General features: G+C 41.0%; 19 protein-coding genes. 13 read left to right on the top strand and 6 right to left on the bottom strand.

Annotated elements, in window-relative coordinates:
* Positions 1 to 8 precede the first annotated feature (8 nt).
* Genes EIP89_RS05660 through EIP89_RS05645 form a run of 4 tightly spaced genes read left to right on the top strand, consistent with a single transcriptional unit; the run spans position 9 to position 2,224 of the window.
* Positions 9 to 767, top strand: coding sequence for an SCO family protein (locus EIP89_RS05660; RefSeq protein WP_124397697.1), 759 nt, complete (start codon positions 9 to 11; stop codon positions 765 to 767).
* Between the two features lies 1 nt (position 768).
* Positions 769 to 1,320: a DUF420 domain-containing protein gene (locus EIP89_RS05655; RefSeq protein ID WP_124397696.1), complete on the top strand. Its 552-nt coding sequence runs from the start codon at positions 769 to 771 to the stop codon at positions 1,318 to 1,320.
* Positions 1,317 to 1,568, top strand: coding sequence for a CAMCR motif-containing small membrane protein (locus EIP89_RS05650; RefSeq protein WP_245966104.1), 252 nt, complete (start codon positions 1,317 to 1,319; stop codon positions 1,566 to 1,568). Before EIP89_RS05655 ends, EIP89_RS05650 begins: the two co-directional genes overlap by 4 nt.
* Before the next feature lie 23 nt (positions 1,569 to 1,591).
* Positions 1,592 to 2,224, top strand: a complete 633-nt coding sequence (locus tag EIP89_RS05645; RefSeq protein WP_124397694.1) for a YqaA family protein — start codon at positions 1,592 to 1,594, stop codon at positions 2,222 to 2,224.
* On the opposite strand, the gene EIP89_RS05640 is transcribed toward EIP89_RS05645, so the two are convergent.
* Entirely contained in the window at positions 2,221 to 2,739 is a 519-nt protein-coding gene (locus tag EIP89_RS05640) for a DUF2892 domain-containing protein (RefSeq protein WP_124397693.1), read from the bottom strand. The two genes, EIP89_RS05645 and EIP89_RS05640, sit on opposite strands and share 4 nt — an antisense overlap.
* Positions 2,740 to 2,813: 74 nt before the next feature.
* Between EIP89_RS05640 and EIP89_RS05635 the strand changes: the two genes are divergently transcribed.
* Positions 2,814 to 3,503, top strand: coding sequence for a TrmH family RNA methyltransferase (locus tag EIP89_RS05635; RefSeq protein WP_124397692.1), 690 nt, complete (start codon positions 2,814 to 2,816; stop codon positions 3,501 to 3,503).
* Here EIP89_RS05635 and EIP89_RS05630 read toward each other — a convergent pair.
* A complete protein-coding gene (locus EIP89_RS05630; RefSeq protein WP_124397691.1) occupies positions 3,500 to 5,101 on the bottom strand; it encodes a BamA/TamA family outer membrane protein in 1,602 nt (533 codons plus the stop codon). The two genes, EIP89_RS05635 and EIP89_RS05630, sit on opposite strands and share 4 nt — an antisense overlap.
* Positions 5,089 to 5,769, bottom strand: coding sequence for a uracil-DNA glycosylase (ung, locus tag EIP89_RS05625; protein ID WP_174706046.1), 681 nt, complete (start codon positions 5,767 to 5,769; stop codon positions 5,089 to 5,091). Before ung ends, EIP89_RS05630 begins: the two co-directional genes overlap by 13 nt.
* A gap of 72 nt (positions 5,770 to 5,841) precedes the next feature.
* Here ung and EIP89_RS11695 point away from each other — a divergent pair, with 72 nt between their 5' ends.
* The 5 genes from EIP89_RS11695 (at position 5,842) to EIP89_RS05605 (ending at position 11,577) form a co-directional block, all read left to right on the top strand.
* A complete protein-coding gene (locus EIP89_RS11695; protein ID WP_262607415.1) occupies positions 5,842 to 5,967 on the top strand; it encodes a hypothetical protein in 126 nt (41 codons plus the stop codon).
* On the top strand, positions 5,964 to 6,713 hold the full coding sequence (locus EIP89_RS05620; RefSeq protein WP_124397690.1) for a hypothetical protein: 750 nt from the start codon (positions 5,964 to 5,966) through the stop codon (positions 6,711 to 6,713). Before EIP89_RS11695 ends, EIP89_RS05620 begins: the two co-directional genes overlap by 4 nt.
* Positions 6,704 to 7,606: a lipoyl synthase gene (lipA, locus tag EIP89_RS05615; RefSeq protein ID WP_124397689.1), complete on the top strand. Its 903-nt coding sequence runs from the start codon at positions 6,704 to 6,706 to the stop codon at positions 7,604 to 7,606. Before EIP89_RS05620 ends, lipA begins: the two co-directional genes overlap by 10 nt.
* Before the next feature lie 71 nt (positions 7,607 to 7,677).
* Positions 7,678 to 10,830: a T9SS type A sorting domain-containing protein gene (locus tag EIP89_RS05610; protein ID WP_160160531.1), complete on the top strand. Its 3,153-nt coding sequence runs from the start codon at positions 7,678 to 7,680 to the stop codon at positions 10,828 to 10,830.
* A gap of 66 nt (positions 10,831 to 10,896) precedes the next feature.
* A complete protein-coding gene (locus EIP89_RS05605; RefSeq protein ID WP_124397687.1) occupies positions 10,897 to 11,577 on the top strand; it encodes an SDR family NAD(P)-dependent oxidoreductase in 681 nt (226 codons plus the stop codon).
* 10 nt (positions 11,578 to 11,587) lie between these two features.
* On the opposite strand, the gene EIP89_RS05600 is transcribed toward EIP89_RS05605, so the two are convergent.
* Genes EIP89_RS05600 through panC form a run of 3 tightly spaced genes read right to left on the bottom strand, consistent with a single transcriptional unit; the run spans position 11,588 to position 13,845 of the window.
* The gene (locus EIP89_RS05600; protein WP_218019333.1) at positions 11,588 to 12,601 is read right to left on the bottom strand and encodes a lysylphosphatidylglycerol synthase transmembrane domain-containing protein; all 1,014 of its coding nucleotides are present in this window, start codon (positions 12,599 to 12,601) and stop codon (positions 11,588 to 11,590) included.
* 18 nt (positions 12,602 to 12,619) lie between these two features.
* Entirely contained in the window at positions 12,620 to 12,970 is a 351-nt protein-coding gene (gene panD, locus EIP89_RS05595; protein ID WP_124397685.1) for an aspartate 1-decarboxylase, read from the bottom strand.
* 11 nt (positions 12,971 to 12,981) lie between these two features.
* Positions 12,982 to 13,845: a pantoate--beta-alanine ligase gene (panC, locus tag EIP89_RS05590; protein WP_124397684.1), complete on the bottom strand. Its 864-nt coding sequence runs from the start codon at positions 13,843 to 13,845 to the stop codon at positions 12,982 to 12,984.
* A 122-nt stretch (positions 13,846 to 13,967) separates the two neighbouring features.
* Between panC and EIP89_RS05585 the strand changes: the two genes are divergently transcribed.
* The 3 genes from EIP89_RS05585 to glmS are packed head-to-tail and all read left to right on the top strand — an operon-like array spanning position 13,968 to position 17,962.
* Positions 13,968 to 14,795: a glycogen/starch synthase gene (locus EIP89_RS05585; RefSeq protein WP_124397683.1), complete on the top strand. Its 828-nt coding sequence runs from the start codon at positions 13,968 to 13,970 to the stop codon at positions 14,793 to 14,795.
* The gene (locus tag EIP89_RS05580) at positions 14,795 to 16,111 is read left to right on the top strand and encodes a DUF4270 family protein (RefSeq protein ID WP_124397682.1); all 1,317 of its coding nucleotides are present in this window, start codon (positions 14,795 to 14,797) and stop codon (positions 16,109 to 16,111) included. Before EIP89_RS05585 ends, EIP89_RS05580 begins: the two co-directional genes overlap by 1 nt.
* Before the next feature lie 6 nt (positions 16,112 to 16,117).
* Complete coding sequence (glmS, locus tag EIP89_RS05575) at positions 16,118 to 17,962, top strand: glutamine--fructose-6-phosphate transaminase (isomerizing) (protein ID WP_124397681.1); 1,845 nt, start codon at positions 16,118 to 16,120, stop codon at positions 17,960 to 17,962.
* The last annotated feature ends 186 nt before the right edge of the window (positions 17,963 to 18,148 follow it).

Here is an 18,148-nt window from a genome sequence, read left to right as displayed (position 1 = left end):
AGAAGCTGATGAAAAGAATTTACAAGCGGGCATTATTGGTATCGATACTGATAGTGCCCGTTTTACTTTATCTTGTTTTTGTGTATTCAGCTCGCGAAGTCTTTTTTCAAACGCTGGACTACTTCGGCCCATCAGAAGTGGTTACTAAAACTGATGACAAGGGAAATACAATTTATGACACCATTCGCTACACAGTGCCTTATTTTAGAGGTATAACCCATAAAGGAGAAATAATCACTTCAGACTCTCTGAAAGGTAAAATTACAGCCATTAACTTCTTTTTTACCACTTGCCCAAGCATTTGCGGGCCGATGAACTTCCACATCAAAGAGCGCATTTACGACCGTTTTAAAGGTTTTGACAATTTTCAAATATTGTCATTTACCGTCGATCCCCTTCACGACACAGTAGAGGTACTCGAAGCTTATGCTCGACAAATAGGTGCTGCGGACGTAAATGGTAGAACAGTATGGAAATTTGTAACGGGCGATAAAGACAGCATCTACGACTTGGCTAAGGCTGTTTTTCTAAACGCCATGGAAGACGAAACAGCACCAGGCGGATTTTTACACTCAGAGCTGATTGTACTCGTCGATTGGGAGGGTCGCCTGCGTTCTAGACGCGATGACCAAGGAAACATCATCGGTGCTTACAGCAGTTTAGATCAAATGGCACTGAAAGAGATTCAGGAAGACATATCGGTACTCATAGCCGAATACGAAAAATTGGAGTCACTCAAGCGTAAAAAACAAAAAAAATCGAAGTAATATGCCACTTACACTTCAAAAAAACGACCGCATTATCATTCCTTTAATTACAGCTCTTTCTATTTTAATACCGATTGCCGTAGCGTTGCTGATGATTTATCCGGAGTTCTTTAGCCTGCAACACTCCTTTCCTCAAGCTAAGAAGCTGCCGGCATTTCATGCTATCCTAAACGGTACTACCGCTGTGCTGCTGATTCTTGGTGGCATTTTCATTTCGAAAAAAAACATTCAGCTACACAGAGCTGTGATGATGGGTGCATTTGTACTTTCTGCACTCTTCTTAGTGTCATATGTGATTTCAAAACTGTCAAACCCACCAACACCTTACGGCGGTGAAGGTTGGATGAGAACGCTTTATTTTTTCATCTTGATTAGTCACATTACCCTATCTGTGCCTGTACTACCTTTGGCTATGCTTTCTATTTACAGAGGCAGTACGATGGAGATCGCTAAACACAAAGCACTGGTGAAATACACCTACCCCATTTGGCTGTACGTGGCTATTACAGGAGTCTTAGTTTATGTTTTTATGTCGCCATATTATCCGGCATGATGAAGAGAAAGATTTTTTTGTTTCTTGTATTTCTTTCTACAAGCATACTTCTGAACATGGCTGATACGCATGCTCAATGTGCTATGTGTAAAGCTGTGGCAGAGTCGTCAAGCGGAAATGTGGCGGCTAAAAACTTGAATTTTGGCATACTGTTTTTGATGTCAATTCCATATTTGCTTGTATCTGTCATAGCATACGCCATGTACCGCCACTATAAGTCGTCGAGGAAATCAGCACAAGGACAGTGACAAAAGGCCATTCAACAAATTCCTTGAAGAGAAGAAAACGAAATCTCTCAAAATACCTTGAGTTATTCCATTATGTAAATAAAAAAAAGGGCTTTTACACTTTTCTTAGCCAAAACATTTGGAAACTGATCATCACTATTGCCATTTTCATGGGCATCTTTTGGGTGCTTACGCATTATGTTTTTGATTTCAATCACTTTGTATGCACCCATCTCAATCAATACCCTGCATGGCTTATCATGGGTATTCTGTTTTTATCAGAAAGCTTTACCGGAATATTATCGCCTGACGTATTCATCGTATGGGCTAAAAGTTTTGAGCATCCTTACAGAATTGTCTTTATCCTCGCCTCACTGAGTTACATAGGTGGAGTGATTAGCTATAGCTATGGAAGGCTCCTTTACAACATTCCGGTAGTTAAGTATTGGATCGACGAAAAGTTTCAACAACAATTTCGGCTTCTCAAAAAATTTGGAGGAGTGCTCATTGTAGTTTCAGCTTTAGCTCCCCTGCCATTTTCACCTACGAGTGTAGTGACCGGTGCAGTGCGCTATCCCTTTAAAAGTTATTTACTTCTGGCAACTACACGCTATCTTCGATTTTACGGATACGCCTGGTTTTTGTATCTGGTAGTAAAAAACTCCGGACCTTGTTAAAATTTATTCAGCAGAGTCTTCACTTGTTTTATCTGGTCAGCCAGTAATTTCTTTTCATCAAGTTGTTTGGCTTTATTGAGCCACATAGTTGCTTCAGTCTTACGGCGACGTGCTAAGGCAATACCTGCCATCTGGAGGCACGCCATAGCTTCATCGGTCTTCATTCTTAAGCCCAAAGCCATTGCGCGCTTGATGTTTTTCTCAGCCTCATTCAGATTTTGTTCCTGTCCACTTACAAGCCCTTGGAGCAAATAGTAATATGCAGCCTGCGACTTAATTAGCGATTTTTCTGGATTCTTAATTCTCGACAGCCACTTTTTTACTTTGTCAAATTTTTGAGTGCGCAGGTACCAGAGCGCCATTATCATATTTTCGTTTCTGAAGTATGACAACAGCACAATTCCGCTCAGCAACAATAAAAAAATTCCATTGCCAATATTTACCAAAACGAACTGCCAGATACTTGCAAGAAATAACCCTACAGTTAAGGCAATTCGTACAATTTTATTCCACATAAACAGAGCTTCTAAATTTGCGCGCTAAAATAGACGAAAGATTTTTCTAACACATTGCTAATACTAACGCTTAGATGCAAGAGATCGAAGGAATAGAATTCTTTGACCGTTTGTACGATTTACTCACCGATCACAAAAAACAACTATTTTCAAAACTTGTAAAAGAACGTACTCGCCGAATCTCTTGGCTGGCAGATAACCTCTATCACGAGCAAAATGCCAGTGCCATTATTCGCTCAGCTGATTGCTTCGGATTTAGCGAGATTTACGTTTTGGAAGACAAATATCGTTACAAGGTAAACGAGGAGATCGCTATGGGCGCACAGAAATGGGTTCGCCCAAAGGCTCTACACGCCGAAAATGGGAAATATGAAAGCGCTCTAAAAATCATTAAATCAAAAGGCTACCGAATTATCGCTGCCAGCCCTCATGCCAGCGGAAATACCTTAGAAGACCTTGACTTATCTACACCTCTTTGCATAGCTCTTGGCTCTGAGCGGCATGGACTTCACCCAGAAATCATTCAACAGGCCGATGGATTTGTGATGATTCCAATGGTAGGTTTTACAGAAAGCCTCAATGTGTCAGTGACTGCAGGGATACTGATGTACCGGCTCAGAAAACGCCTCATAGAAGAAAACATCCCTTGGCAACTCACCCCAGAACAAGAAAAGGAACAACTTTTTGAATGGGCCTTAAAAACAGTGCCTAATGCTCAAAAAATGATAAAGCGATGGTTTGAAGAAAAAGCTAAAAATTCCTAATCTAACCCAGACCTAAAACCTATGTGAAGACGAGTATTTCGAAAATCCATGGGCATATTGGGAAATTTTCCAACAGCTACATCAACATGAAACATGCCTACCGACACCGGTAGTGCCAACCCTGCACCAAAACCTTGATAATACCCTTTGCTTCCGCCGGTAATCGATTGCCAACCCGCATCGTAAAACATTTTAATGTAGGAATTGTAGTCCAAATAAATCCTGTATTCCAAAACACCTAATGCGGCAGAAGTGACGAAAAACGACCATTCGTTAAAACCGCGAATGCTGCCGAAACCTCCCGTACGGTAAGATTCGTTGAGCAAAATCCCCGGGCCGTTAATGCTTTTTAAAAAAAATGATCCAAAAATTTTGTGATTTTTTGAAATTGGCAAATCTGCATCTGCCTCCCACAGCAATCTAAGGCGGTTCTCCAGAGTTTCACTTTTTCTAATCGTGCCAATCCCAACTTCAAGTACATTTCGAAGCCCTTTTTTACTTGAGCCTTTGCCCCTCTTACCATTGTATTGCACGTGAACAAGCTGATAGGTAGACGAAAAGGGCATGAAACCAACTTCAACCAAGTTTACAGATGAAGATCTTTCACGCATCCAACCAAGACCGGCACTCACTGTCGATGAAAAATAATAGGCGGCTCCAATGCGTGAGCTAAAACGGGCAAACGTTGAATCTTGTCGAAATACCTGAAAGTCAAAACTAAGACCGATGGGCGTATGAAATAAAAAGGGAAAATCCCCACGGAGGTGGAGAAACTGTTGAAAAGTAGCCGGCGCTCGCCATTGAATAGAAATTTTTTCAGCACTTCCAAATAAATTACTGAGGGATAACTGAGCTTCGCCTGTTATAACAGTTCGTTGTTGATTGTCAGAATTCAAACCAATAATTAGATCGCCAAAAACAGATTGTTTTTGTTTAGCATACAAATACAGAATACTTCCTTCCTCGGTAAAAAGAACCGATGAAGGGGCGCTAAACTCTAAAAACCCTGATGCGGAAATTCGCTCTAGTGCCTCATCTATTTTTTTTTGACTATAAGCCATCGGAATACGCAATCCAGAAATCCTTTTTATGACAGTAATGTTGATCGATTTCTCAGATTTAATAATAAGACTATCAATTTTTATAAGTGGACCTGAATCAACTTCGACTTTTATTACCGGGATGTTGGTGTTGTAGTACAAAACTCTCGGAACTACCCGAGCAAATGGATACCCATTGTTGGTACATTTTTGTACAACTTCTCGGGACTTATTTTTAAGTTGTGTAATTGAAATCTTCTCATTGGGCATAAACAACCCACTTTCAGTCACTATTACAGAATCAGTTAAGCCAATACCAGAATTCAAGTAGAAAACAACACAAGAATCTCTTTTTACTTCTTTGAATGTGTAAAAAGGATGGTTGTAAAGCAAAAAAAGTGAGTCAATTTTAGAGAAAAATACACCTCGACTGGAAAATACAGAGTCGCTCAACGCATCAAGCACTCTGTAAGATATAGAATCTTGAGCCGAAACAAAGCAACATGAATCAGCAAGCAAAATTCGAAACAGCATAAAAGCTCCAATCAACGGCTCCAATCAATGGGAATTTTTCCTTTTTCTATTAGTAACGCATTGATTCTAGAAAAGTATTTTCCACCGAAAAATCCTTGATAAGCACTCAGTGGCGACGGATGTGCGCCAGTGATTACAAAATGACGCGACGGGTCAATCAAAGCTTGTTTCTTCTTGGCATAAGCGCCCCAAAGCACAAAAATCACATTCTTTGTACTGCGCTGCACTGTCTTGATCACATGATCGGTGAAGATTTCCCAACCCCTATTGGCATGGCTGCCAGGTTGACCTTGACGCACTGTCAATACGGCATTGAGCAACATTACCCCTTGCTGAGCCCAGCCAGTCAAATCACCATTATTTCCCCGATCAATTCCCAAATCATCTTTTAATTCTTTAAAAATATTAATCAGTGAGGGAGGAAGTGGAATGCCTTTGGGCACTGAAAAACAATAGCCATTCGCTTGACCGGGCGCGTGATAAGGGTCTTGTCCCAGAATTACAACCTTTACCTCTGAAGGCGGCACTTTAAGTGCATTGAATACGTTTTTCTTTTCAGGATAAATAATGTATTTCTTACGTTCTTCGGCCACAAATTCCGCAAGCTTCTGAAAATATTCAGCTTGTATTACCTCGTCGGTGAAATAGTCAGGATACAACTCTTGTAAGATCTGTAAAGATGGGTTTTTCACTTTCAGTTTGATGAATGAAAACAAAAGTACTATGTTTGTAGGTTGATTTAAGTAAGCAAAAAGTCGAACCACATGAAGCGCCACTTAGCCACTTTGATCTTCGTTTCAGCAATACTACTGCTCCTGTCCTCTTGCAGATCGAAAGAAAAATGTCCGGCCTATTCACAAATCACCATTAAATCTGAAGCCAACGTGTGAAATTTCTCCGATGTACATCAGTCATTTTACTTGCATGGACAAGTATTGCATCTGTAGCTCAGCAAAGCAACAGTGCTGACTATAAAAGATTGGTGTACGACAACGATTTCACTGTTGGCCTCCAATTACACACACGAGGATATGGAATAAGTTTCAGGAGAAGTTATTACCCTACGAATTTCAAAAAATATGGTTTGGAAGCCGATTTAGTTAATCTTCGACACGAAAAAGAAGTAAAATCCTATGGCATTTTACCTGGTAATTCTAGGGGCTTCGTAATGAATAAAATCAACAGTTTCTACGTACTGAGAACAGGCTACTTTCGCGAAAAAATCCTTTACGACCGCTACGATCAAAATGGAATAATCGTATCGTGGCTGATAGCTGGTGGTGTATCGATTGGTTTTCTGAAGCCGGTGTACATCGAGGTCGAAAATCCTGAAACTACTTTTGGGCCGGATAAAATTTTAATTAGGCGGTACAACCCTGCCGAACCTCAACAAAATATTTTAGGACAAGCAAGTTTTTTTCAAGGCCTTGGCGAAACAGCAATCGAACCGGGAGTTTACCTTAAATCATCCTTTATATTCGATTACTTCGGCACTGATGACGTCATTAAATCTATTGAAATCGGATTGATAGCTGATGCTTTCAGGCGTCAGATACCAATTTTGTATGACTATGTAAACCCCTCAGTCTTTTTTCAGTTATTTATTAACATTAATTTCGGCAAAAGATGGAATTGATCGAGGTGAGTGAATCAACAGTAACTATTGAGCCGAAGGCAAGTAATGAAAAGATTCACAAACCAAAATGGTTACGCGTAAAGCTTCCGACAGGCGACCAGTACAAAAAAGTTCGCAAACTGGTTGATAATTATAAACTTCACACCATTTGTGAGAGCGGAAACTGTCCGAACATGGGAGAGTGCTGGGGTGCCGGCACTGCTACATTTATGATTCTCGGAAATGTATGTACGAGATCATGTGGTTTCTGTGCAGTAGCCACCGGCAGACCCGATTCGGTGGATTGGGATGAGCCTGAACGAGTGGCCCGGTCAGTAAAGCTAATGAAAGTAAAGCACGCCGTTATTACATCAGTAGACCGCGACGACCTACCCGATGGAGGAAGCATTATTTGGGCTGAAACCATCAGGGCCATCAGGCGAATAAGCCCAGGCACTACCATGGAAACCTTAATACCCGATTTCAAAGGAGAAAGGCGCAACATCGACCGCGTAATCGAAGCTGCCCCAGAAATTATTAGCCATAACATGGAGACCGTGCGCAGACTTACTCGAAAAGTGCGCATCCAAGCCCAGTACGACAGAAGCCTTGAAGTCTTGAGATACATCAAAGAGCAAGGCCAGAGAAGAACAAAATCGGGCATCATGCTTGGGTTAGGTGAAACTATTGAAGAGGTGTTGGAAACTATGCGCGATTTAAAGTCAGCCAATGTAGACGTAATAACCCTTGGCCAATACTTACAGCCTACTAAAAAGCACCTTCCAGTAGCTCGATTTGTGCCCCCAGAGGAATTCGAATACCTCAAAGAAGAGGGTCTGAAAATGGGCTTCATATACGTGGAGAGTGGTCCGCTGGTACGCTCATCATATCACGCTGAAAAACATTTGGTCTAAAACTTTTAAAACGAAAAATTTTAATATTTTTGAAAAATCGATTTTTCAACATGGAAAAAAACTACAGGGATATGAATAGGAAAATGTGGCTCGGTGCTCTCGGTGGAGCATTGATGATGGGTGGAATATTGATGATCAATGTGTTACATGATGCCAATTCGACCATCAAGTATCAGCCAAGAGTAAAGACTACAGGTGTTGACAATGCCTTGGGTGCTGCCCAATGGCTACATCAGATCCGTGCAAATCAGATTACCGGTGAGGTAAATCCAGCTGATGAAATTCAAGCCATGCTCGAGCATCAAAAATTCATGCAGAGGACAACATCTCTTGGCCTAACTTGGGTAGAAATGGGACCTGATAACATAGGTGGTCGTACAAGGGCATTCTTACAAGATAAAGACAATGCAAGCCTAATGTTTGCCGGAGGAGTAAGTGGAGGTCTCTATCGTTCAACCAATGCAGGTGTAAGTTGGACTCCTGTCAACATCATGCAAGAAAATCTGGCCGTTGTATCCATTTGTCAGACTGAAAACGGAAACATTTACTACGGCACCGGCGAGAGCATGTATTACTCACCCTTTGGTACAGGGGCTGGTGGTATTCTTGGACAGGGGATTTTTAAATCAACCGATCGCGGACTTACTTTTACTCAGCTACCATCCACTGTACCTACACCTAATAGCACTGGAGCAGACTGGGTAGCAGTAGGTGCTATGGTTCCGCTCAAAGGATATCCCGATGGAATTTTGGTAGGAACAAATAGAGGTTTGAGATATTCAACCGATGGAGGCCAAACTTGGACAAACCCCATATCAGGACCTACAGGTACAATTCGTTGTACTGACCTCTCACAAGACAAAGATGGAGGAGTATGGGCTAGCATCGGTATGCGTACCTTCTATTCACCCGATGGAATAAACAACTGGACGGAGATTTCAAAGCCCTCCAATCAAGCTGGCCCGAATGATCTTCCCGTAGATAATGGCGAAAGATCAATTGTGGCTGTATCACCACAAGATCCCAACTATGTTTACGTGATCACTTGTGATGTCCAGCGCAACTTTCAAAGGGCATATCGGAGTACAAACAAGGGCCAAACCTGGACAGTTATTGGCCAGCGCTCTACGACTTTTAATCCCATCGATCAGGGTCAGTTTGCTATGATGCTTTCCGTCTCACCCGTTAACAGAGATAAAATTTTCGTCGGTGGATTACATCTATGGGAGTGGTCTCTCACCGGTGGATGGTCTCAAATCTCTTCTTCATTTAAATCACCAAATAACCCTTATTACGTACACGTAGATCAACACAGGCTGGTGGGCAATCGCCTTAACGGTACAATCGTTTACGCCACCAATGACGGTGGCGTCTTCCGCTCAACAGACGATGGCTTTACCTGGACAGAGGTAAATATCGGTTATATTACAACCCAATTTTACTCAGTTTCTTACTCTTTTGACGGTGAAGTAATGGGTGGTACCCAAGACAATGGTACTATTTACGTGAACTTAGAAGGAAATACACCTAAGTCAGGCTATAGAACTACCAGCATCGAATTCCGCGGCTCAAATCGCGATGGAGATGGGGGTTATACAGAAATTTCACAGCTCGACAAGAATGTGCAGTTTAAAGCCATGCAATATGGTATCTTAGGTCGTTCGAATACAGGTGGGCTCACCTTCTTTGAGTTCTACGATTTCCCCAAGATGGACCCCAATAACCAAAGTTCAACTCTGAGCCCGGCCTTCGCTCCATTTGTTACACCTTTTATGCTTTGGGAAAACAGAAATGACCCCTTTAGCTGGGATTCTGTTTGGTTTGTGGCTAATCCTTCTGTTCTTTCTCTTGGTTTTGGTCAAAACAAAAGAGATTTCTCTGGAGTGCTTCCAAGACCTCAAGCAACATCAATCTTTGTAGCTAATACCTTTAAAATCATAGTTGCCTTCGACACAATTAAATCGAACGCACAAGGTGTGCTCTCAAGCCCATTAATCGAAAGTGGAAACTTCAATGCACAAACCGGAGAGTTTACTGTACGCTTTAAACAGGGTGTAACACCAGAAATAGTTGCCATGTGTAATGTGCGCTACAACAGTGGTTCAAAGCTTGAAGTAGAATCCAAAACATTGCAACAGAAGTTCACCTACACTTTAACACAAAATCTCGAACCACTGGATTCGATAAAAATTCAGGACCCTGTACAATCTATGTTCTTTGTAGGTTTAAATTCACAAGCCAACTTAGTGGGTGGATTGTTTATGACCCGCGAGGCTCTTGACTTCACAAAAACTCCTCGTTGGGTGCGTCTTGCACACTTTGGAGCTGGCACTCAAGTTTCAGCATTAGCAGTATCTAATGATGGAGATGTGCTATATGTAGGTACTAACAACGGTCAACTAATTCGATTCACAAACCTCAAAAATGCTCGTGACAGTGTGACTGCAGATTTCGCCAATACAAACCGCGCACTTCAGCAAAGTACTATTCGCACCTTCCCGGGTAGATATATCACCTCTATTTCGATCAACCCTAACAACCCCAATAGAGTGGTAGTTACACTCGGAAACTACGGAAACCAGGATTACATTTTCTACTCCAACAATGCACTATCTGCATCGCCTACATTCACTGCTAAAGGTGGAAACATGCCTAAATTTCCAGTGTATGCCAGTGTAATAAACTTCCAAAACCCAAATCAGGTAATCGTTGGTACTGAATACGGTGTGTATTCTACTGCAGATATCACTGCCACAAACGTCGTTTGGACACGTGAAAATGACGGAATGGGCAATGTGCCCGTATTTATGCTCCGTCAGCAGCAAGTAGGCATTGACAAGAAAACAGGAAATTGGCTCTCTGGCCGCATTTATGCAGGTACACATGGCCGTGGTATAATGCGCACAGATAACCTTGCAACTATCAGCGTAAAAGAGCCAAACGAAGAACCACTAAAAAATCAAAAACAATCTCTATCGCTCTATCCAAACCCTGCAAATGGCTATACAAGTGTTGACTTGACTCTACAACAGCCATCAACTGTGGAAATTGTGGCTAGAGACTTGACTGGTAAAACAGTGAAGAGAATGCGCTTCGATCAAGTAAATCCTGAAGTCAAGTCACTCAAAATCGATGTATTTGATCTTAAAGCAGGTACATACATCGTGGAGCTTTATATAAATACCCAACTAAATGGCAGCTCCAAACTCGTAATTGTAAAATAACCGCATAAACAAAAAACTTTTAAGCCGCACCTACTTTTGGTGCGGCTTTTTTATTTATTGAGTGATATGAAAACAATCGTAGTAACAGGCGGATCAAGAGGAATTGGATTAAAAACCATTCACCTCTTGCTCAAAAAAGGACATCGTGTACTTAATTTATCGAGAAAAACGCCTGAAATAGATGAAATTTATATTATTACAGGAAATTTTACACATATTCCTTTCGATCTAAAAAATCCTGATATTACTAAGCTCGAGGATGCTTTTTCTCAACTCAGCTCAATAGATGTAATCTTCAATAATGCAGGATTTTTAATCAATAAACCGTTCGCATTACTGAATAAACAGGACTTTTCAGATGTGTTTCAAATCAATGTGTTTTCAATAGTACAAATCGTACAAACAGCACTAAAATATTTATCTCCCAAGGCACACATCGTAAACGTAAGCAGTATTGGAGGACTACATGGTAGCCAGAAATTTCCCGGACTTTCTGCTTATTCATCGAGCAAAGGAGCAGTTACTATTCTGACTGAATGTCTCCAAGCTGAATTTCAAGATACTGGTTACACCTTTAATGGTCTTGCCTTTGGAGCTGTACAAACAGAGATGCTCAGCGAAGCATTTCCAGGCTATAAGGCACCCATATCTGCAGCTGAAATGGCTGAATTCGTCACATGGTTTCTCTTAAACGGGCATAAATTCTTTAAGGGTAAAATTCTTCCGGTAAGTCTTTCGAATCCTTGAGCTACAGGTTTTAAAAATCAGCAACTACAGATTTCTTGCTCTTCCACACGTACATGCCAATCAAACTGACAAAACCAGCAACAAGGGTCATAATAAATTGACCTGTGTGTACCAAGGTGGCAAACGCCATTCCTGTATCGGCAGCTATGCCCAGAATACCCATGCCTGTAACTACTGCATAATGATAAGATCCAATACCTGCAGGAGCAGGAACCAGCATGCCAAGGCCAGCAACTATCATAATAAACAGCGAATCTGAAAGTGATAAATGCGCAGTAGCTGGTAATGCAAATACCACAATATGAACCATTAAATAGTAGCAAAACCAGATAAACAAAGTATGTAATATAAATGGAATACGTTTCGGGGTATTCATTACAGAAAAAATACCTTCTCTGAACCCAGCCCACAGCTCTCTGATTTTACTCATCATAGGTAGAGCTTTGAGTTTATTTTTGAAGGCAAAAACTATTATGCCAAGTAAAAGGATACTTCCAAACACAAACCATTTGGGACTAAGCGAAGCATCCTTTGGTGAAGCATCTGTCTTAAAAGTCTGGTTGTAGAAAGCAACTATTTTTCCAACATTAAATATCAAAGACAGTAACAAACTCAATATAAGCATTAACATATCGACCACTCGCTCTGCCACTACTGTGCCCACAAGGCGATTGATTGGAACTTTTGTCGCCTGATGCAAAGCTGTGCAACGGATTACTTCACCGGCACGAGGCATGGCTGCATTAGCTAAGTAACCGATCGAAATGGAATGAATTGACTTCCAAACGGGCACTCGGTATCCCATCGGTTCGAGTAAATAATTCCAGCGAATACCTCGCGATATAAAGGCGAGATAGCCCAAAATCATGCTGATAATGACGTATTCATATCGGGCACTCAGCAGATCATACCAAAGCTTTGAAAGATCTATATTCTTTAATGCTAAATACAAAAGAAATCCACCAATAGAAACAAAAAAAAGGACCCTTAAAATCTGTTTAAAAACGGATAGAATTCGGCTCACAATGATTAAAAAACTTAGTTATCGGAGTCTGTTGGTGGTCTCGTCAGGGAAGATTATAATAGGCTTAAATTTCTTTGCCTCTTCAAAATCCATGATTCCGTAAGAAATGATGATAATAATATCGTCTTTCTGAACTTTGCGAGCAGCAGGCCCATTTAATGTAACCTCACCACTGCCGGGCACGCCCTTAATTACATACGTTTCTAAACGCTCTCCGTTATTGATATTTACGATAGATACTTTTTCCCCCTCAATAATGTTGGCAGCCTTCATAAGTTCCTCGTCAATAGTGATGCTGCCGATGTAATTGAGGTCAGCACCTGTAACACGTACCCTATGTATCTTTGATTTAACTACTTGTATTTGCATGGCGCAAAGTTCTAAAACAATTTCATATTGTCAATTAATCGAATGTTATTAGCATAAACAGCGGCAAATGCTCTAAGTTCTTCTTTTGGTGTGGTGGGTGATGCAGGAAAGAGATTGCGCTGATCTGCTATCAAAAAGTATTCAATTTTTAAAATAGGAGCATGCCTATTTAAGTGATTTTCAAAAATTTTAAAACAATTTTCCTGATTCCATGAAAGATTGTCATTGAGAAAATCTCTAACCTTTAAGAAGCCTTGATAAATATGAGATGCTTGAGCGCGAGACTGTTCATCCAGTCGCAGATTTCTGGAGCTTAAAGCGAGCCCATCTGTAAGTCGAACAGTTTCAACTGGATGAATAACAATATTGGGAAAATATTTTTTTGCCAGTTCAGTGACAATCAAAAGTTGCTGATAGTCTTTTTCACCAAAAAAAGCCACATCCGGCCGAACGATTGAAAACAATCTATATACTACTGATATTACCCCCTCGAAATGCCCCGGACGGTATGCCGCTTCCATCACCTTGCCGAGATTTCCGAGTGGAAGATCGACTTTCGTTAGCTGTAAACCCTCGGGATAAATTTCTGATACATCAGGCAAAAACATCACATCACATCCTGAAGTTTTGCAAAGTGAAATATCAGCATCTACCGTGCGGGGATACTTTTGTAAGTCCTCTGGATTGTTAAACTGCGTTGGATTTACGAAAACACTTACAACTACCACATCAGTTGACTGTCTTGCCTTATCAATCAATGAAACGTGCCCCTGATGAAGTGCCCCCATCGTGGGTACAAATCCAATTTTTAATCCCTGTTTTCTTCCTGAGCTCAGTGCCTCATTAAGCTGCTTTGAGGTATTTGCTAAGATCATTCAAACAAATTGAAAATGCGGAACAAATCTACGCGTTCGTTTTTTTATGTAACCTATACTTCGTACCTTTGCACAATCTATGTTATACTGTACTTTTCTTTCAAACTTCCAATGTACTTTGTATGAGTAAAAAGCGCATCTTGTACATTTCACAAGAGATCACCCCTTTTTTACCCGAAAACCCACTCTCTAAGCTTTCGCTCAGCCTCCCAAAAAAAATGATAGATGCCGGTAATGAAGTGCGGATTTTTATGCCGCGTTTTGGGGTCATTAATGAGAGAAAGCACCAACTACACGAAGTCATTCGACTCAGTGGAATCAACATCGTGGTAAATGATATGGACATGCCCCTTATCATCAAGGTGGCAAGTGTGCCACATGCGCGCATGCAAGTGTACTTTATTGACAATGACGAATTTTTCAAAAGAAAATACACTTTTTTCAACGATGAAGGTCAACCTTTTGACGACAACGACGAGCGCTTTGTTTTCTTTTGCAAAGGAGTAATTGAAACAGTAAAAAAACTTGCCTGGTCGCCTGACATCATTCATATATCAGGCTGGCTGCCAGCACTCATACCTATGTACATCAAAAAGTATTACAACAACGAACCTCTGTTTGCAGAAAGCAAAATCGTTTACACTCGATATACTTTCCCCTACCAGCAAGTGCTAAAAACGCCGAATCAACTTGCTGAAATCTTAGCTTTCGACGGTCTTTCGATCGATTTTCCGGCAGATAAACCGATCGACGTAGAAAAGTTCTATGCCATGGCAGCGCCTTATTGTGATACTTATACCTATCTCAATCCACCTCCTCCTGGATTAGAGCTTAAAGACCGCATCAATCCAGAAGCTAATGTGTACGAATTATATAATATAACCGACCTTGAGTCTTTTTTTAAAGAACATTACGATCAAATACACAAATTAGAAAGTGTAGAAAGTTGATGAAAAACATTCGCAAAGCACAATTGCTGCAAAGGACACTCATCATCATGTGTCCTTTTTTATTTTTCAGCTGTGAAAAAGATCTTGGCTCTCTGGGATTAGATCAGATTCAAGATCAAAAGGCTGATTTTCTGTTTACTGACTCCATTCCGTTTGTAACATACACCGGTTTTGACGATTCCATTCCAACTTCCCTAACTGGCAGATTGCTACTTGGGCGCTTGTACAGTTCAGAGTTTGGAGAATCAAAAAGTGCATTTGCCACAAATTTTTTACTGGAACAGATTAACCCTACTTTCCCTGCCAATGCTGTATTAGACTCTGTCGAGCTTACGCTTCGATATTTAGGCCACTATGGCGATACAAGTGTTCCTATGCACATTAAAGTGTACAAACTGGAAGATCGCCTTTACTTAGACTCCACCTATTATTCAAATCACATGTTTACTAAAGGGCAGCTTTTAGGAGAAGCTACCATAGTGCCTCGTCCGAATACACGTGTACCGAGAGGTAATGACACCATCAGCCCTCTCTTGATCATAAAGCTTGACAAAGACTTCTTCAAAACTGCAATTATCGACCATTCCCGTACGAATGCTTCTGACTTTGCCAACCAAGATGCCTTTATGAATTACTTTAAAGGCATATATGTGGAAGCGCTAAGCGGCAATTCTATATTGTATTTCAACCCCTTTCAAATAGCTACGGCTATCCGATTGTACTTCAGAGACAGTGATACCAACACCATTTTCAGAACTTTTAGATTACAAGGCGACAATTCACCTGTGCCCATCAATGCAGTCGTTAATGTATTTAGCAACGATTACTCAGGTAGTCAAATAAGACTCAATCAGGACACAATAAACGGTGAAGCCACCACCTACATAGCTGCAATGAACGGTCCATATACCGTTGTGAAATTTACCGATTTCTCACTGCTGAGGCAGCCAGGTGTAGTCCTCAATAAATTTGAAATTGTTCTTCCTATTAAACCGGGTATAGAGGGCAACCACATATCGCCCCCTCGAGTTTCAGCCTTAGTCATTGATAGCACAGGAAAACAAACGGTGATCAAAGACGAATCGTTTACTTCACCTGAATTTTCAGGAGTTTTAACAAGAGGGCGCTTCCGATATGCTTCTTACACCATTACTTTGACACGACAAGTGTCTGAATCCATTTTAAAAAGCACCTCAACATTGAAAATCGCGATTAAAGCTCAAAACGGCATTTCGACAGCAAATCGAACTGCGATTGTGGGCAATGCTAACCCTGACCTCAAACCTATTATTAAAGTGTATTACACAAAATTCTGAAGACCTATGTGTGGAATAGTCGGTTACTTAGGTTATCGAGACGCTTATCCCATCCTGATAAAAGGTCTCAAAAGATTGGAATATCGAGGATATGACTCTGCCGGTATTGCCATTCACAACGGTAAAGAAATTCATTACTACAAGAAAAAAGGAAAAGTATCGGATCTCGAAAGCATATCGGACGTTGCCCCCCACGATGGCAAAATGGGCATTGCTCACACTCGTTGGGCTACACATGGTGAACCGAGCGATACGAATTCACACCCTCATACTTCTCAATCGGGCAATTTATTTCTGATCCACAACGGTATTATCGAAAATTTTCATTCCATTAAAGAAGCCTTGCTAAGCAGGGGATTCAAATTTTACAGCGAAACCGATACAGAAGTACTCGTAAATCTCATCGAAGACATTCAACAAGCTGAAGATTGCTCCCTGGAGATGGCTGTACGCCAAGCCTTAAATCAAGTGATCGGTGCCTATGCAATTTGTGTCTTCGACAAGCGAAATCCAAATGAAATTGTGGTAGCAAAAATGGGAAGCCCTCTGGTAATAGGGCTTGCACCTGACGAATACTTCATTGCCAGCGATGCAACCCCATTTTTAGAGTACACCAAAAAGGTGGTGTATTTACAAGATGGAGAAATGGCTTTAATTAAAAAAGGTGCACCTCTGGTAATCAAAGAAATTTCAACAAACCTTCCGATCAACCCATATATCCAACAACTTCAAATGGATATCGAGCAGATCGAGAAAGGTGGTTTTGAACACTTCATGCTAAAAGAAATCTATGAGCAGCCGCGCTCTATTCGAGATACTCTTAGAGGCCGTCTCTTGCCTGAGCAAGGCCTTATTAACATGCGCGGTATTGACGAGTATAAAGAAAAGTTTCTTAACGCCAACCGTATCATCATCGTCGGCTGTGGCACTTCGTGGCATGCAGGCCTTGTTGGCGAGTACATGATCGAAGATTTGGTTCGAATACCCGTTGAAGTAGAATACGCCTCTGAATTCAGATACCGCAATCCGCTTATTAATGAAAAAGATGTGGTAATTGCTATAAGCCAAAGTGGTGAAACAGCCGACACCTTGGCAGCAGTAAAGCTGGCCAAATCAATGGGGGCAACGATTTTTGGAATTTGTAATGTCGTTGGTTCATCAATCGCCCGCGAAACTCACGCAGGTGCCTACACACATGCAGGCCCAGAGATTGGAGTAGCATCTACCAAAGCATTTACAGCGCAGATAACCGTACTTGCCCTCATGGCTTTGAAGCTCGGCTACATGAAAGGAACCTTAAGTGAATCGCGTTACATGCGTTTATTGATAGAGCTAAACTCTATACCTGAAAAAGTAGAGGAAACGCTTAAGTGTGACCCGATTACCAGATATTTGGCCGAGATTTATAAAGATTCAAACAACGCTCTTTATTTGGGTCGGGGTTACAATTTCCCTGTGGCGCTCGAGGGAGCTCTTAAACTCAAAGAAATCTCCTACATCCATGCTGAAGGTTATCCGGCTGCAGAAATGAAGCATGGACCCATCGCATTGATCGATGAAAACATGCCTGTAATTGTGATTGCGCCTAAGAGCGATCAATACGATAAGATTTTCTCAAACGTTCAAGAAGTAAAGGCTCGAAAAGGAAAAATCTTGGCCATTGTAAATCACGATGATGAAGATATCGCATCTATAGCCGATCACATCATTGAAGTACCTGAAACTGAAAACATCTTCTCTCCCATAATCAATACAATTCCATTGCAACTACTGTCTTACCACATCGCCTTGCTAAGGGGTTGTAATGTAGATCAACCGAGAAATCTGGCTAAGTCTGTTACAGTGGAATAATTCGGATTTGATTGAATTAAAGTGGATTTAAAACCTGGCATTGATCGCCAGGTTTTTTATTTTTTCCTGACTTCCGCAGATTTTTTATTTTTTGCTTAGTTGTAATTATAAATATTTGTTATACAATGATTTATAAAATCCATTTTCGTCATTTTGGGTGTTAATTTTATTTAGAGGCAAAAATTT

This window comes from Thermaurantimonas aggregans (assembly GCF_003851885.1).
Lineage (GTDB): Bacteria > Bacteroidota > Bacteroidia > Flavobacteriales > Schleiferiaceae > Thermaurantimonas > Thermaurantimonas aggregans.
Note: the sequence above shows the minus strand (reverse complement) of the source record. Positions and strands in the feature narration are given on the sequence as shown.

What these genes read in the sequence shown, in the direction of transcription:
- panD (WP_124397685.1), bottom strand. Translation starts at nt 12,970, where the DNA reads ATGCAAATACAAGTAGTTAAATCAAAGATACATAGGGTACGTGTTACA.
- EIP89_RS05660 (WP_124397697.1), top strand. Translation starts at nt 9, where the DNA reads ATGAAAAGAATTTACAAGCGGGCATTATTGGTATCGATACTGATAGTG.
- EIP89_RS05585 (WP_124397683.1), top strand. Translation starts at nt 13,968, where the DNA reads ATGAGTAAAAAGCGCATCTTGTACATTTCACAAGAGATCACCCCTTTT.
- glmS (WP_124397681.1), top strand. Translation starts at nt 16,118, where the DNA reads ATGTGTGGAATAGTCGGTTACTTAGGTTATCGAGACGCTTATCCCATC.
- EIP89_RS05610 (WP_160160531.1), top strand. Translation starts at nt 7,678, where the DNA reads ATGAATAGGAAAATGTGGCTCGGTGCTCTCGGTGGAGCATTGATGATG.
- lipA (WP_124397689.1), top strand. Translation starts at nt 6,704, where the DNA reads ATGGAATTGATCGAGGTGAGTGAATCAACAGTAACTATTGAGCCGAAG.
- EIP89_RS05580 (WP_124397682.1), top strand. Translation starts at nt 14,795, where the DNA reads ATGAAAAACATTCGCAAAGCACAATTGCTGCAAAGGACACTCATCATC.
- EIP89_RS11695 (WP_262607415.1), top strand. Translation starts at nt 5,842, where the DNA reads ATGAAGCGCCACTTAGCCACTTTGATCTTCGTTTCAGCAATACTACTG.
- EIP89_RS05635 (WP_124397692.1), top strand. Translation starts at nt 2,814, where the DNA reads ATGCAAGAGATCGAAGGAATAGAATTCTTTGACCGTTTGTACGATTTA.
- panC (WP_124397684.1), bottom strand. Translation starts at nt 13,845, where the DNA reads ATGATCTTAGCAAATACCTCAAAGCAGCTTAATGAGGCACTGAGCTCA.
- EIP89_RS05640 (WP_124397693.1), bottom strand. Translation starts at nt 2,739, where the DNA reads ATGTGGAATAAAATTGTACGAATTGCCTTAACTGTAGGGTTATTTCTT.
- EIP89_RS05650 (WP_245966104.1), top strand. Translation starts at nt 1,317, where the DNA reads ATGATGAAGAGAAAGATTTTTTTGTTTCTTGTATTTCTTTCTACAAGC.
- EIP89_RS05655 (WP_124397696.1), top strand. Translation starts at nt 769, where the DNA reads ATGCCACTTACACTTCAAAAAAACGACCGCATTATCATTCCTTTAATT.
- EIP89_RS05605 (WP_124397687.1), top strand. Translation starts at nt 10,897, where the DNA reads ATGAAAACAATCGTAGTAACAGGCGGATCAAGAGGAATTGGATTAAAA.